Source organism: Dyella sp. GSA-30 (assembly GCF_027924605.1).
Lineage (GTDB): Bacteria > Pseudomonadota > Gammaproteobacteria > Xanthomonadales > Rhodanobacteraceae > GSA-30.
Map to the genome: position 1 here is coordinate 2,975,200 of NZ_AP027042.1, position 13,085 is coordinate 2,988,284.

The window sequence follows — 13,085 nt, forward strand, 5'->3', positions numbered from 1 at the left end:
GTTCAGGAATGGGGCTAACCGGCGGTGCCAGGGGGCCCGCTATCCAGAAACACCATCCGCGGCGGGGGATGCATCAGGAAATTCTGGTGCGAGATATTCCAGGCATAGGCGCCGGCCAGGGAAAACGCCAGGCAGTCGCCGGGCGCCAGCGCGGCGATCGGCTGTTGCCGGGCGAGCACGTCCTTCGGGGTGCAGAGCTGCCCGACCAGGGTGACGCGCGTGTCCTGGACGACCGGCTGCTGCGTGCCGCGCAACACCACAAAGGGATGGTCGTGTCCTTGGGCAGGCGGCGTACGGAAGTGGTGGGTGCCGCCACGCGCCACCGCAAAGTACTCGCCGTGGCTGCGCTTGATATCGAGCACTTCCATGACGTACCAGCCGCAGCCGACGCTGACGTAGCGCCCCGGTTCGAAACGCAGGCGCAGTGCTTCCTGGCGTTCGCTCAACAGGCGTTTGAGGCCTTCGCAGAAGTCGAGCCAGTCGAACGAACGGGCCGGCTCGGCATAGTCCACGCCAAAACCACCGCCGGCATTCACGATCTGCACCTTGATCCCGTATGCCTCTTGCAAGCGGTGCACGATATCCAGATAGGCGCGGACCAGCATGAGCTGCGCGCCGGCATCGCGCTGGTGCGACATCAGATGAAAGTGGAAGCCCTCCAGATGCAGTTGCGGGTAGCCGCGCAAGGCTTCCAGAGCAGCAGGGAGGTCGGCCTCGTCCAGCCCGAAGGGTGTGGGCTTGCCGCCCATCATCAGCCGCGTATCGCCCATGCCCGGCACGCCGATATTCATGCGCAGGAAGATCGATGCCTTGCAGCCAAGGCGTTCGGCGATGGCGGCCAGCCGATGAAGTTCGCCCAGGCTTTCCACATGCAAGGTGCAGCCGGGTTGGTCGAGTGCCAGTTCGAGCTCGCTATCGAGCTTGCCGGGGCCGCCGAACAATAGCGGCTTGCCGGGCTGGGCTTGGCGCAACCAGCGCAATTCGCCGCCGGATGCCGCTTCGAAACCGTCGACCCACGGCGCCAATGTGTCCAGGATCGGCGCTTCGGCATTGGCCTTGGCCGCGTAGTAAAGCTCGCAGCCCTCGGGAAGCGCCGCGCGCATCCAGCGGACATGGCGTTGCAAGGCGTCGAGATCGTAAACGTAGGCACAAACGGGCTCGCCCGATTCGACACGTAGTCGGTCGACGGCGGCACGCACGCGCGGCAGCGAATCGCTGGTATTCATGCGGCCACTCGTGTGCGGGCGGAGCGGAGCATCGGATTGGGCAACCCGGTGTAATCGGAGTCGCGATCGGCGCGCTTGAACAGTCGCGTACGCAGATTGTTCTTGCTCGGCAGCGCGTCGCCCTCGATCAAACCCTGCAGCAAGGCCTGGTAACCATGGCGCTGCTGCCAGCGTTCGGCGATGTCGGCGATCGATTGCCATAGGCGCTGTTCGAGTGCGTCATCGCAACCGGCGAGATGAAAGATCGCTTCGGCGAGATTGTTGACCAGGGCGCAATAAGCCACGCGTTTCCAGCCGAGCGCGGCCGAGTAATGCACCGAGGCGCGTGCCCGCGGCGAAAGTTCGCCCAAGCGATGGTTCGGCCAGAAACTGTCGACCAGCTTGGTGCCTTCCAGATCGCGCACCCATACGCGGGCCGGCATGCCACGTTCGAAACCAACGAGGGTGTTCTGCAAGTGAGGCTCCAGAATGATGCCGTGCCCGAAAAACGCCAGCCAGATGCCATCGAGCAACAACGACGCATAGGCTTCGAACCATGCCTGGGCCATGCTCGCGTAGTGGCCGCCCAGACTTTCCACGTGCTGGCGGCAGACACTCTTGCCATGGCGATCGGTAGTGAACAACGCACCGGCGACCTGCGGCTGGTAGTACATGCGTTGCAGCGACGGCAGGTTTTCCCGATAGAGCATGCCGAAGCTCTCGGTCATGTCGCGCAGAGCGTCGACATCGTCCGATAGCGGACTGAAATCCAGCGTGGTCGCGGCCGGCTCCGGCATCACGTCGAAGCCGGGTACTTTCGACCTCACTTCCTGCCAGGACGGCGCGAGGAGATCGGTCAGGACCACCGCGCTTTCCAGTTCGTACCAGGCGTTCTTGCGTACGCAGTTGGTCAGGCGGACATGAATGGACAGCTTCAGGAAATAATCGAGCTCGGGGTGATACATGGTGCGCACGGACGAGGTCGGGTAAAGCGCCTTTCCGACGGCGCCCACCGGCTCGATCCAGCCGCGTTCGATGGCTTGTTGCATCAACGGTTGTGCGAGCAGGCGCTGCGCTTCCCAGGGGTGACATGGGTAGAGATGCGCTTCGCCCGCGACGTGTTCCAGCGTCGAACGCACGTCACGCCCGTAGCTGCGCAACAGGCGTGGATCGATGCGAAACCAGTACAGCGGAACGCGCGTGCGCACTTCGGGGGATGCGTCGAGCACCACAGACACCGGCAGGCCTTCGCGGCTCTTGGGCGTGGGATGCAAAGCGTGTCCCCACAACATGCCTTGTTCGGCATCGAGCAGTGCATCGCCGGATCGTGGCGCCTCCAGCGAGCGCGCGAGCAGCCGGCTTGCGATCTCGATGCTGTTGAGGGTCTGGCCGAGCAGCTCGTTGTTGAAACCGCATTCCGGCGCCAGGCGCTCCAGCAGGAAGTGCACGACCGCTGCGGCGTCGACACAACGCCATGCTTCACCCGGGCGCTTCACATACGGCGCAGACAGGTAGTCGCAACGACCCAATACGCTGACTCGCGCTACACGTATGCACAGCAGATGGCCGGCATCGGCAAAGTGAATACGCAGTACCTGACCTTCGCCAAGCAGCAAACCGGCGGGCATGTCGAGTCCGCGGTAATCCAGGTCGACCTGTTCGCGCGGTAGCGCGAATTCACGCAGATAGCAGTTAAGCCAGCAGGCGATCGCCTGCGATTCGGCTTGGGCCTGGTGCCACTGTTCACGCATCGCTTGCGGGGACATAGAGCTGCCTCTTCTGGGGACGGAAGACATAGGCGGCCGTGCACGCGGCGGCGAGACCGGCAAGCGTGGCGGCGACAAAAGGCGTGGACAGTCCGAAGCGTTGCACCAGCGCGCCGGCCATCAGGCCGCCGCAGGCGCCGGCCCATTTACCGCAGGCATCGAACAGACCGAAGATGCGACCGGCAGCGCTGCCGCCGGCACGTGCACCCAGGGCGCGATTCAAGCCGCCGATGGCCAGCAGCATGCCGGCGCCATAAAGACAGCGCGCGGGCGCAAGCCACAGCGGTTCGCTCATCCATGCCTGTGCAAGGCAGGCGATCGAGAACAGACAAAGTCCGATCAGCAGAGGACGTTGCGGCGCCAACGCCGAACTACGCCACCAGGGCAGGGCGATCAGATAGACCAGGTGCGGCAGGCTATAGAGCAGACCGGCGGCGCTGTCGTGGCCGATGCCGAGGTGTTCGCTGTAGGGAATGAAATACGGGAACGTCACCACCATGGCGAAATAGAACAGGAACTGCACCGTAAGCAGCCCGCTCCAGCTTTGCCAGGCGCGTTCGGGTAGTGCGGACTTCCGCGACGAAGATGTCGGCGTGGCCACACTATCCGTCGGCAAGCTTAGCGTCACGACAAATGCCAGCAGCGGCAACAAGGCGAGATAGCGATAGAGTTCCTGCGCCAACCCCCAGCCAGTGGCAATGCCGAGCAGGGCGGGCGCGGTCACCATCGCCAATCGCGCAGAGAACTGCGTCCAATCCAGGGCGCGCGCCAATGTGGTTTGCGTATTGCCGGCGCTGAACTGCGTCGAGAGATAGGCGTTAGCGGCCGCGAGCGAACCGCCACAGGTGCCCTGGATAACCAGGGCGAGCATGAACCAGGCCAGGTTGGGGGCGAAGCCGGCGAGCACAAAACCCAGGGCCAGTCCTGCCTGCGCACGCAATAGCGAGAGCTTGCGGCCGTAGCGGTCAGCGAGCCGCCCCCATGTCGTTGCCGTGAGCGCCGTACAGAGGGTCGGCAAGACATACAACGCACCCGCCAGCCAGTTAGGGGCGTGCGGCGCCAATTGTTCAAGTACGCGCGGCATGAATACAGGCATGCCGAGCGCGGTGAATGCCGCCAGATAATGTGCGGTCAGAACGGGGCCGAGCACGCGCATCAGCGTGCTCCGCCGCGTAGCTGTGGATTGAGCAGGAAGTTAGGGCCGCTGTCGCCATAGAACTTGTTGATGTCGGCGGCACCCGTTGCCTGCTTGCTGAGCAGGCTGCCCGCGCTGAGCAGGTATTTCACCGGCAACCGGTCGACGGCAAACAGTTGACGTGCCGGTTGTATATCGATGCCTTCGTCCTGCAGCGTGGCGAGCGTGTTGTCGAGCGTGTCGCCAAGCACTTGGTAGAACGGCAAGCGCCAGGTCGGTTCGTATGCTGCGACGCCTTCCAATACGGCCAGCAAGCAAAGTTGCAAGGTAATGGTGCAGAACATGCGGCCCAGGGCATCGTCGTCGCTCACCACGATGCGCTCATCGCGCGGCAGTCCCAGCCGTTCGAGCTCGGGCAGTTCGGCCAGCAGGCGCGGCACCAGCGTGCGCGCGGCGTCGTTGTCCTTCATGAGCAATCGTGGAGCGATGCCCGCTTGATAGATCAGCACCGCATTTTGCTGGTTGGATTCCAGTGCGACGCCGTGTCGCAACCATAGCCGCAGGTGCACGTCGCACAGCAGTGCCGCGTACTCGCGCCACCAGGCCAGTACATCGCCGTTGTAATAACGATCGGCGATGTGCGCCGCCAAGGGGCGCTGGTCCGGCATCGACGCGCAAAGTGCGGCCACCGGAAGAATGGTTTCGCTGTCCAGTGCAGGATAGGTGCGCACGATATATGCCAGGTGCCGTGCATCGTCCATGTGCCCGCCATGCGACTCGTCGACGTGGATATAACGGGAGCGCAGCTTGTCATCGTGCTCGCCAATCGCGTTGAGCACCTGTTCGAACCAGTGGCCGTCGTAGATGGTCGACGGCTTGATCAGGCGCAGGTTGAGCGCGCCGAGCGTGCGCATCAACAGCGGTAGCTTGATGTGATGGCGCGGATGGTCGACCGGCATCACCGTGCGCACGGAAAGCGTCGGTCGCACGGCCAGATATGCCTGCGGTGCGCGTACGCTGCCAGGCGGCAGGCCAAAATCGTCCAGGCGCGCCCAGTTCAATGGATGTACTGGAAGCGCGCCATGCGTGGCGTCCATGTCTGCCGATAGCCCCAGCATGGCCATCGTTGGCCAGAAGTCCGGTGGCGCGGTGGTCAAGGTCAGTACATTGCGAGGAACGGCCAGCCAGCGCAGTTCGAAGACCGGCGCGAATTCGGGCGCGTACGCGTGGAGGTCGCTTGCATCGAAGCCCGACTTGGCCCGTGCGGTCGGATAAAAAGGATGGTCGCGATGGCTGGCCACCTGGTCGCACAGCAGGGCGCGCTCGAAGGCATCGTCATGGGTCAGTGCCTGCGCCAGCTGAGCGCTGTGCCGGGCAAAGCCTTCGCGGGACAAGCTGCGGTGTGCCGCGGCACAAGCCGCCTCGTCGGCATATTGGTGATGCAGCGCGCGCGTTTGCTCGTCGAGACCTTCGCTCAGGAGGTGTAGCCATTCGGTAGCACCTTCTTCGTAGTGCGCCGTACCGTTCTGCTCGCGTATCCATCCGTGGCTGATCGCACCGATGTCCTGCATGTAGTCACTTCGCATGACAGGCATCCAGATGACGCCACCAGGCAGGTGCGCAATGCGCCACCACAAGGCGGGAAGCGCATGCGGCCATGCATCCACGATGGTGTTGTTCGGTGTCGTCGCCTGTCCAAGACGCACGATGTCGCGCAGGTTTTCGCGCAGGCAGGTATCGATGATCCGTCGCGCGATATAGGCCTCGTCGGCGTCGAGCAGGTTATCCCGCTGGGTATCGAGCTGGGCGTTCATGAACCCGCCTCAGCCGATGTCTGCTCGGCAGCAATGTCCCAATGCAGTTGCGCTTCGGCGACATGCAAGGTGTGGTGCAGAGCATCTTCGTTGTCGGCGACAACGTGCAGGATGCCCAGATAGTCCTTGTTCGAATACGACAGGCGGATGTCGTCTCCGGCCTGGCGCAGGCTGCGGTAATAGCTGTGACCCAAGGGAGCGACGTGGCTTTGATCGGTGCTGGCCGAAGCCAATCGACCTTCTCGCCGAGCGACGTAGTAACGTACCAGGGCGTGATCGCGCGTCGCCTCCGGTAGCGCAAGGCGCTCGCCGCGATGCAAGCGCAGGATGGTTTCGAACCATTGCCGTTCGAACATGCGATCGAGCATGAATTCCCGGCCGTCGCCGATGCTGCGATAGTTGATCTCCACCAGCACGGGCCCTTGTGCGGTCAGAATAAATTCGCTGTGGCAGACGCCGAAACCGATACCAAATGCCCGGACCTGCGCTAGCGCTTTCTCCTGCCCGCGTTTAACCGCATCGCCGTTCCAGCGCGCTTCCAGTTCGATGAAATGGGGCGGCTCGGACAGGGTGACGTCGAAGCCGCCGATGACATCGATACGCTCGCCGTCGCTCAGGGTTTCCAGAGTGAACAACGGCCCTTCGAGGAACGCTTCCAGCAGCACCGTGCGTCCCGGGTAACGTTGCCAGAAGGTATCGAGATACTCGCGCAAGGCCGGCTCGTCGGCACAGAGTTTTACGTCCAGGCTGGCCACGCCTTCGCGTGGCTTGGCAATCACCGGCCAGGGTATGTTTTGCGGCAGCGATTGGCCGGGTGCGAGGCTGTGAAACCACGGCGTGGGCAAGCCCAGCTCTTGCAGGCGTTCGCGCATGGCCGCTTTGTTCTTGGCCGCGTAACAGATCCGCCAATCTTTCGCGGGCAGCCCAAAGCTTGTAGCAACAAGCGCGGTAGCTGTTTGCAGATGGTCGCTATTGGAGAAAACCGCGGCCGGGCGAATACCGGCACTGCGCAAAGCGTCGATAACACTCAGCGGATTAAAAACGTCGCATTCGATTATCTGTAGCGGTGCATTATCTGTCACTGAGCTGAAATAATGCAGATGATCCAAGCGATGATCGGTAATCAGCACGACCGGCAAGCCCAATCGCTGGGCGGCGGGCAAAAAACCCTCGGTAACGGCGGCATGCCGGACGTGCGTAAGGATGACAAGCGGGGAAATATCCATAACCAGCTTCGCCTAGTGGGAGATTAAGTTGTCCTGCGCGCGGCCCATGGGGGAATGGCCGCGCGACTTTTATTCAAGATTAGAAGGTCAGCTCCACGCCGGCTGTGACCGTGCGCCCGGGAGCGGGTTCTCGGCCCCACGGACTGGTGTCGATACCGCGGAAGTAATAGCGACGATCGAACAGGTTATTCACCGCCAGTGACCCCTTGAGCGTGGTGTCGTTGACGCGCAGGAAGGTGTGCGTCACCTGGGCATTCCATACCGCGTAGGATGGCAGTTCGCCCACCGATGCAATGGCGTTTTCCAGCTTGGTATTGGCGGCATCGGTAAATGCGCTGCTGAAGTAATAGCCATTCAGTGCGAACACGGTGCGATCCAGTTCGTACGAGGCGCCCAGATTGAATTGATTGCGCGAGGTGTAGGGAACGCGCAGGCCGGCGTATTGCCCAGACTGCTGGCTGGCATCCAGATAGGCATAGCCCAGGTCGAGCTTGAGCTGGCGCAGGCCGAGCGGACTCCATTCGAATTGGGCTTCCGCACCCTGATGCCGCGTCTTGCCGAGATTGGCGTAGGTGCGCGTGGTATTGTCGAGCGCAATCTGGTTATCGAAGTCGATACGGTAGACATCGACATTGAGGCTGGTGCCTTCGCTCGGGAAATAGCGCGCGCCGGCCTCATAGTTCCATGCCAACTCCGAATTGAGATCGTCGCCGAACACGATCTGCGTCACCTGCGGCGGGCGCAGCGAGCGCTGCGCATCGGCGTAGACGTACCATTTCGGTGCAAGCTTGTAGCCGATGGTCAGACCGGGCAGGCCGTTGCGGATGTTGTTCTGCGTGGTCTTGCCGCTGACCAGATCGTGATAATTCGAATCCAGGTGCTCGTAGCGCACGCCGGGCGTCACGGTGAGGCGGTCATCGAAGAAACCGATCGCGTCGCTCACGTAAGCGGCCAGGGCGCGGTCCTTGAATTTCCAGTTGCGCACCAGCGTGTAAACGCCATTGTCCAAGCCGGTATTGCCGACGACAAAATCGATGTCTTCGCGTTCGGCACGCACGCCCACGGTCCATTGTTGCGTGACGCCACCACTCTCCATGTGCAGGGCCAAGCGCGGTTCGGTGCCATAGACGCTGAAGCCGCGCGGCGCGCTCTGCAGCAGCTGCGGCGGCAGGTCCGAGCGCCAGGTTTCGGCGGATAAACGGCGCATGCCGACGATGAAATTGCGCGAGCTTTCCGCGCCGAAGCTTGTCCAGTTGAACTGCGACTGGTCGAATGGACCCCAGGCACCGAGGTCTTGCTGATAGGTGAGCGAGCTACGTGTCGTACGCCCGGTAAAGCGATCCAAGGGACGCGTTGCCTGACGCGGATCTTGTTGATAATCGGCCACCGACAAGGCACCGGCCATATCCATATTGGCGACATAGCGGCCTATATCGGCCTTGATCACCTTGTCGTCGTCCAGCCACCATTCGGTGCGCAGCCGAACGTTCTTGACGTCGGTATCGCTGTGGTCGCGCCAGTACTGACCCTTGAGCCAGTCGGCATCCAGTTGCAGGCCAAAGTTGGGCGAGAGATAACCGCCGGTGCTGGCGGAGGTGTCCTTGAGGAAATGCCCTGCGCCGCCGCCGGTGATCTTTTCGCCGATCGTCGTCGTCCAGGTCTCGGGAATAGGCTTGCTGACCAGATTGATGACACCACCGACATTGTTCGGACCGTATTGCACGGCGGCACCGCCACGGACGATGTCGATACGATCGATCTGGTTGATGGTGACCGGGAACAACGACAGGCTGGTCTGGCCATAGGGTGCAAGCGATAGCGGAATGCCATCCTCCAGCACCTGCACGCGACCACTGCGACTTTCATACAGACCGCGAAGCATGATCTGCGGCAGTACGCCGGTGCCGGTCTCGTCGAAGATCTTCACGCCAGGCACGTGCTGCAGGGCATCGTCCAGCGAACGATACGCGCCAGTGGAAAGCGCCTTCTGGTCGATCACCTGGCGGCTGCCCGCATAAGTGCGTACGTCTTCGACTTTCGATGCGCCCAGTACATTTCCCTGGACGGTAACGGCCTGCAGATCGCGCGGCTTGGAGCTGTCGACCGTGTCGTCGGCGTAGGCTTGCGCGCAGAAAAGAGCGCAGCCGATCGCAACGCTGAGGCACTGGGGGCGGTACTTGAAACGCAAGGTCTGAATCCTTCAGGAAGCGGCGGTAGTTGGAGAGGAAACATGGAGCTCACGCCGCCGTTCGCGCAGCGCCGTCATCAGCAGCCCGCGGTCTTCGCCGGCGAGTAGCCAGCGCGGTTTGCGTGCGAGCCAGTAATCGCGTTGTTTTTCGTCGCGAGGGTTGGCGCAGAAGGGCACACCCGCAGCATCGCAATACGCCGCCATACGCAGTAACTGATCCCAGATGCGATCGTGCATGGGTTGCGGTCCCAGGCCCATGTCGAGCGCGAGATCGAGGGCGCCTTCCATGACTAGAGAAATGCCGGGTACGGCAAGGATCTCGGGCAGGGCATCGATACCGGTCGCGCTTTCGATCATCGGTACGACGCGGATGGCGTCACGGGTCCAGGCGATGTAATCGTCGAGCGAGGTCTTGCCGAATCCGGTGACTCGCCCGCCGGTGATGCCGCGTCGACCGAACGGTGGAAAATGTGCAGCCTTGACTGCGCGCTCCGCTTGTTCGGCGGTTTCCAGACGCGAAATCACTACGCCTCTCGCGCCGGCGTCCAATACACGTCCGATCAATTTTTCATCGACTTCGGGTACGCGCACCCAGGGTTCGCACTGACCCAGTTCGCAGGCGCGTATGGCGTGCTGAAGTTGATCGGGCGAGAGCAGTTGATGCTCCAGATCCAGCACGACGAAGTTGTAGCCGGCATGCCCGAACATCTCGCACAACAAGGGCGACGGAACCGAGTTGAGTAATCCGACGGAGCAGGGCATGGCTGGCCAGGCGGCAAGGGAACCCATGCAAGTTATCGCGAATGCGAACCATTATCAATAGCGATAATGCCAACGGAGCCACAACTTTTGTGCTTTGCAGAAAGCGGCCGCGTTGGAGATTTTTACAGGATCAGAAAAAAGCCCGCCCATTCGTCATCCCGGCGTAGGCCGGGATCTAGTGACTTTGTGGTCGGTTGTCGCGAGAGCTACCAAGCATCTGCTCTGGCGCGAAACCGGTAACCGAAGCCACTGGATCCCGGCCTGCGCCGGGACGACGAGTAGTAGGAAGGACTACACCATCATTGCCCACTCGTGCTTTCCCCACATCCCCGTTCCCCGCTATCCTTTATCGGATGGCCCCGTAGCTCAGCTGGATAGAGCGACGCCCTCCTAAGGCGTAGGTCGCCCGTTCGAATCGGGCCGGGGTCACCAGTGATGAGGTCATGTGCGATGTTCAATCGCATCGATGACTCACCCTTATCGAGGGTAAATGGCAGGCGTTTTAATCGCCTGATTACAGCATTTTGTTCACTTGGCTACCGGTAGTGTATCGCCCGGTTTGGGGCCAGCAACGGCCTGAACTGCGGCTCGAGAGCCGGTCATTCTGAGACTCTCATCACGTCGGGGGGCGGTGCCGGATGGCGCTGCCGAGCCGCCATTTGCCATGCTGGCACTAGTCCAGGGAACATTCCTCGCGCCAGGTAGGGTTGGCTTACCAGGCTTTTTTCATCCACCTTTAAAGGGGACGTCGCCATGTTCGGTTCGATCAACTCGCAAAATCGCTTCTCCCGCCCTGCCGTCATGGCCGGTCTGCTTGCGCTGGCACTTTCCACGCCGGTGTTGGCCGATGACCCGCAGAGCAATGGCCTGGGTCAATCCTGGCCGAATGCACAGGACGTAAGCTCCAGTCCGAATTTTCACGTGTATGTGTTCGTACGCGATGGTGTGCGCTACCTGCAGGTCAACGACACGAACGGCCAGGTACGTGGCGCCGTTGCTGCTGCCGCTGGCCAGTTCCTGGTATTGCCGCTGGGTTCGGATTCGCAGCGTGTGAGTACACCGCAGACACCGGCCGCGCCGGTGCCGTCGGGTGTACAGGCCGGTACGCCGCAGACGGTTTATTCCGATAGCACTTCGCAGACGCAAGTCACCGTGACTCCGCTCAGCAACGGCACCATGCTGATGAGCACGAGCATCTGCAAGAACCCCGAAGACTGCTCTTCGGCTGCCGCTGGGGCGAAGTAACCACGTCGCCCCACAGTAGTGGGGATGGAGAATGGGGCGAGCGTGTCAGTACAGAAAGTGGGAGTGTTGAAGTTGCATAACGGGCTTCGGCGCGTTATGCAACTTCAGCTTCTGTGAGAAGCAGGGTAATACGCGGGCGGCCTTCGGTGGATCGCATTCTTACGTTGCCACCGTAGACTTTGGCCTGGCCGCGTAATGCTTCGAGATCCATACCGCTTGCGCCAAGGTGGCGCTGCAGCATGCTGCCACGAATGAAAGGCTCGTTAGCGGCTTCGCCACCTTCGATACTCATCAGCGCCCAGACCCGCTCGCCAGTGACGCCAACGCGCAGGCGCAGATGGATGCGTTTGCTGTGATATTGCGTACACAGGTGCAGCGCCGCTTCGCATGCAAGGCGGTAAAGCGCGATGGGCAATGCCGGCCCCAGTTGACCCGGCGCACGATTTTGAACGTCGCAACGATAGGCGACGCCTGCTTCATCCAGTGCACGGGCCAGCGTGCCATTGCTCAATGTCACCGGCAGGTCTTGCTCGCGCTGAAGACGCGGCGAAAGTCCGCCGGCCAATTGATAGAGCTGCTGTTGCGTTTGCGCTGCATCCCGGCGGAAGCCGCGCTGTTCAGCCGGCGATAACAGGCGCTGGAAACGATCGAATATGTAGTCTTGCGACACGGCCATGATGTCGCGCATATCTTCCAGCGCTTCGGCTGCCTGATGCAGACGCCGTTCGCTTTGCAGGATGCTGCTCTGTGCAAGCTGGATGGCGCGCCGCTCGTCGATGCGTTCCTGCTGCTCGCGCGAATGCAGCGCGCTGATGCGGCTACCGAGCAACAGCAAGATGCCGCTGGTCAAGGCGATAAACGCCTGCGCAGCTACCGTGCCCGGATCGCGGGCCGCAGGCATGGCGATAATGACGCAGATGCTGGCCAGCGCGCTGCCGATAGCAGCGCCACGCCAACCATTGCGCAGAGTGAGCGCCGCCACAGGCAGGAACATCGCCATGCGGGCGATTTGCGCAATCTCATCGCTGCCCTTGATTGCCAGCCAGGTCAAAAAGAACAGGGACGGCACAAGAATGACGGTGCTTTCCAACGCCAGCCGGCTGGAAACGAATTCGTTCCAGAGTTCGCGCCAGGTCGATTTGTGCCGCGCTTCATTGAGCCACAACAGCAGAGGCGTCAGCGTGATAATGCCCACGCACTGGCCGAGGAAATAACGTTCGGCCAAGAGATGGTAGGGCGGTGATACGTATCCGGCCGGCGTACGCAGCATGGAGAAGATCACCAGGCTGTAGGCCGCCCATACGGCCGATACGGAAAGCGCGCAGGCCAGCAGAGGAGCAACGTTGGCCGAGACCTTGTCGCCCAGCCGCGGCCAGCGATTACGAAATGCCCGAATGATAGGCATGGCCAGTACAACGGTGGGGAAGGCGCGAAACGCCGCCCAGCCCCAGCCATACAGCGGCCCGCACTCGATAGCCACCGCGCCAAGCGACGCGAGTTCACCCACCGCCAGGGCAGGCCAGAATCGATAAGGCAATACGAGGAGTAAAACGAGCCGCAACCCCGCGTAGGGCTGAAAATGTGAAATGACGAATTGCTGCGCGATATAACCGACAATTCCATAGCCTATGGCTACGGCCGCCTGCTGCAGCCAATTAGGCATTCCCTTTGCTTTCAACATTCCCGCACTCCCTGATTTGGAAAACGGCATCCCTTGGAGGCACACCGTTTACGGGCCACGCGT

9 protein-coding genes and 1 tRNA gene are annotated in these 13,085 nt (G+C 61.8%); 2 read left to right on the plus strand and 8 right to left on the minus strand.

The features are described 5' to 3' along the window. Positions 1-14: 14 nt before the first annotated feature. The 7 genes from QMG46_RS12975 to QMG46_RS13005 all read right to left on the minus strand — a co-directional run bounded on the left by QMG46_RS12975 (position 15) and on the right by QMG46_RS13005 (position 10,096). Positions 15-1,226 carry a type III PLP-dependent enzyme gene (locus QMG46_RS12975; protein WP_281848250.1) on the minus strand — a complete coding sequence of 404 codons (1,212 nt, stop codon included), beginning with the start codon at positions 1,224-1,226 and terminating at the stop codon, positions 15-17. Next, positions 1,223-2,971, minus strand: coding sequence for an IucA/IucC family protein (locus tag QMG46_RS12980; RefSeq protein ID WP_281848251.1), 1,749 nt, complete (start codon positions 2,969-2,971; stop codon positions 1,223-1,225). Before QMG46_RS12980 ends, QMG46_RS12975 begins: the two co-directional genes overlap by 4 nt. Then, complete coding sequence (locus QMG46_RS12985) at positions 2,949-4,130, minus strand: MFS transporter (RefSeq protein WP_281852889.1); 1,182 nt, start codon at positions 4,128-4,130, stop codon at positions 2,949-2,951. Before QMG46_RS12985 ends, QMG46_RS12980 begins: the two co-directional genes overlap by 23 nt. Next, positions 4,127-5,920: an IucA/IucC family protein gene (locus QMG46_RS12990; protein WP_281848252.1), complete on the minus strand. Its 1,794-nt coding sequence runs from the start codon at positions 5,918-5,920 to the stop codon at positions 4,127-4,129. Before QMG46_RS12990 ends, QMG46_RS12985 begins: the two co-directional genes overlap by 4 nt. After that, on the minus strand, positions 5,917-7,146 hold the full coding sequence (locus QMG46_RS12995; protein ID WP_281848253.1) for an ATP-grasp domain-containing protein: 1,230 nt from the start codon (positions 7,144-7,146) through the stop codon (positions 5,917-5,919). Before QMG46_RS12995 ends, QMG46_RS12990 begins: the two co-directional genes overlap by 4 nt. Positions 7,147-7,225: 79 nt before the next feature. Further along, complete coding sequence (locus QMG46_RS13000) at positions 7,226-9,334, minus strand: TonB-dependent receptor family protein (RefSeq protein ID WP_281848254.1); 2,109 nt, start codon at positions 9,332-9,334, stop codon at positions 7,226-7,228. A 12-nt stretch (positions 9,335-9,346) separates the two neighbouring features. Next, entirely contained in the window at positions 9,347-10,096 is a 750-nt protein-coding gene (locus QMG46_RS13005) for an HpcH/HpaI aldolase family protein (protein WP_281852890.1), read from the minus strand. A 355-nt stretch (positions 10,097-10,451) separates the two neighbouring features. Between QMG46_RS13005 and QMG46_RS13010 the strand changes: the two genes are divergently transcribed. Beyond that, positions 10,452-10,528, plus strand: a tRNA-Arg gene (locus tag QMG46_RS13010). A 321-nt stretch (positions 10,529-10,849) separates the two neighbouring features. Further along, on the plus strand, positions 10,850-11,341 hold the full coding sequence (locus QMG46_RS13015) for a hypothetical protein (RefSeq protein WP_281848255.1): 492 nt from the start codon (positions 10,850-10,852) through the stop codon (positions 11,339-11,341). 94 nt (positions 11,342-11,435) lie between these two features. Here QMG46_RS13015 and QMG46_RS13020 read toward each other — a convergent pair whose 3' ends face one another. After that, the gene (locus QMG46_RS13020; RefSeq protein ID WP_281848256.1) at positions 11,436-13,022 is read right to left on the minus strand and encodes an MASE1 domain-containing protein; all 1,587 of its coding nucleotides are present in this window, start codon (positions 13,020-13,022) and stop codon (positions 11,436-11,438) included. Positions 13,023-13,085 lie beyond the last annotated feature (63 nt).

Bases quoted from the DNA above. Each gene is read 5' to 3' on its own strand.
- QMG46_RS12975 (WP_281848250.1), bottom strand. From the start codon at position 1,226: ATGAATACCAGCGATTCGCTGCCGCGCGTGCGTGCCGCCGTCGACCGA.
- QMG46_RS12980 (WP_281848251.1), bottom strand. From the start codon at position 2,971: ATGTCCCCGCAAGCGATGCGTGAACAGTGGCACCAGGCCCAAGCCGAA.
- QMG46_RS12990 (WP_281848252.1), bottom strand. From the start codon at position 5,920: ATGAACGCCCAGCTCGATACCCAGCGGGATAACCTGCTCGACGCCGAC.
- QMG46_RS12995 (WP_281848253.1), bottom strand. From the start codon at position 7,146: ATGGATATTTCCCCGCTTGTCATCCTTACGCACGTCCGGCATGCCGCC.
- QMG46_RS13005 (WP_281852890.1), bottom strand. From the start codon at position 10,096: ATGCCCTGCTCCGTCGGATTACTCAACTCGGTTCCGTCGCCCTTGTTG.
- QMG46_RS13015 (WP_281848255.1), top strand. From the start codon at position 10,850: ATGTTCGGTTCGATCAACTCGCAAAATCGCTTCTCCCGCCCTGCCGTC.
- QMG46_RS13020 (WP_281848256.1), bottom strand. From the start codon at position 13,022: ATGTTGAAAGCAAAGGGAATGCCTAATTGGCTGCAGCAGGCGGCCGTA.